The organism is Micromonospora sicca, assembly GCF_003172935.1.
GTDB lineage: Bacteria > Actinomycetota > Actinomycetes > Mycobacteriales > Micromonosporaceae > Micromonospora > Micromonospora sicca.
On the sequence record NZ_QGKS01000419.1, the window covers coordinates 1 to 1,466 of the forward strand.

Annotated in this window: 2 protein-coding genes; both read right to left on the reverse strand. The window is 68.7% G+C overall.

Features of this window, described 5'->3' with window-relative positions:
• Nucleotides 1-349 (reverse strand): dihydrofolate reductase family protein (locus DKT69_RS32400; RefSeq protein ID WP_149998635.1); only part of this gene is annotated, 349 nt, incomplete at its 3' end.
• A gap of 874 nt (nucleotides 350-1,223) precedes the next feature.
• The coding region (locus DKT69_RS38645) for a winged helix DNA-binding protein (protein ID WP_438361897.1) at nucleotides 1,224-1,466 on the reverse strand (243 nt) is incomplete at its 5' end.

The window sequence follows — 1,466 nt, forward strand, 5'->3', positions numbered from 1 at the left end:
CGCTGATGGCCGCCGCGAGGTCACCGCGGAGAACGGTCGTGTCCTCCCAACGCGGCGCGGTGAGCGTGGTCGAGGCAACGTACTTGGGGGCCTCGTTCAAGGCCACGCCGATGGGATGTGCGCGCATTGATCCCCAGGAGCCGGCGAACAACTCGTAGGTGCGCCGGCCGAACAGGAACGCGTCGGCGCGCTGGTAGGTCTGCGTGATGAACGTCCTGGTCTCGTCGTCACCCTTCCCGCGGGCCCATCCGCCGCGCTCGAATCCGTTCCTGCGGTCCTCATCCGACGCGCCGCCGTTTCCCTGCATCACTCCATCGATGGTGACCTGAGTCATGGTCGTCAGCTTCATAATCGCGGTTCCCTTTGCCTTGGCGCCGCCCCTCGTGGGCGGCCTCACCCCTGCTACGAACACCACCGCCCCGATCCGACACCGCCTCCCGGATTTCTTTGAAGAACTTTCCGGGACGCCTCTTCGGCAGCACGTCGGAGTCGAGCCTGTCGGCCCCCGAGGTTGCGCACCGCCGCTCGGCCTGACCGCCCGCATCCAGCGCTTCGGCGGCTACGCCACCGACGAGGTTGCCGTCGCGCCCGAGCCGTTCGACGCCCGCCACCACCGGTCAGGATCTTCGCGTCCGCGAGGCGGTCACCCGGGCCCACCACGAGGAGTGTGCCCGGGTGGTCGCCGCCCTGACCAGGCGCTTCGGTGACCTCGACATCGCCGAGGAAGCGGCCCGCAATCATCGCCCGAAATGCGGGCAACGCGGCGTCGACCGGCTCCCCAACGTGACCATCCCGCCGCATCGGCTCCCGCCGGGCAACTCCGCGAGCCGGTACCGCAGACCCGCACCCATGTGCCGGTACAGCGCACGGTAGTTGCGCCGGTCCACGCTCAACCTGCGGGTGGCATGGTGCTGGACGTCGGCGTACGCCCGGTCGGCGGCGCGTAGCTTCCGCTGCCAGGTGCGCTGCGGCCGACACGCGCCAGCGAGCCGTCCAAGATCAGGTGTGCGGATCTGCCGCGATCCGCGCGTCACGCCGTGTAACAGATGGATCGCGGCGCTCAGCGCACGGATCTGCCGATGAGCGCGCACAGTGGCGGATGCCACCCCGTCGCCCATGCCCGGAGGAGCGTCGGAAGACCAGGTCGGCCGTTCAAGGTGCGGACCGGTGCGGCGCATGCGTGCAGTGCGGGTGAGGTTGTCGCAGGGTGGGCGACGTTCTGTTCAAGTTCTCGATGCGGCCGATCGGTCGGCCGGCCGTGCTGGCATTGTGATCGTGCTGTGGTTGCTGTCGACAATCGTGTCGAACACCTTGAGTAGCAGCCGGTGCAGGGTCGTCTGCTGGTGGTCGGTCAAGCCCGCGAGCAGGTCGTGGTCCAGAGCGGCTCCGGTGCGGCGGAGTTCGTCGACTGTTGTTCGTCCTGCCGCGGTGATGACGACGGCGCGCTTGCGTCGATCGGTCTGATC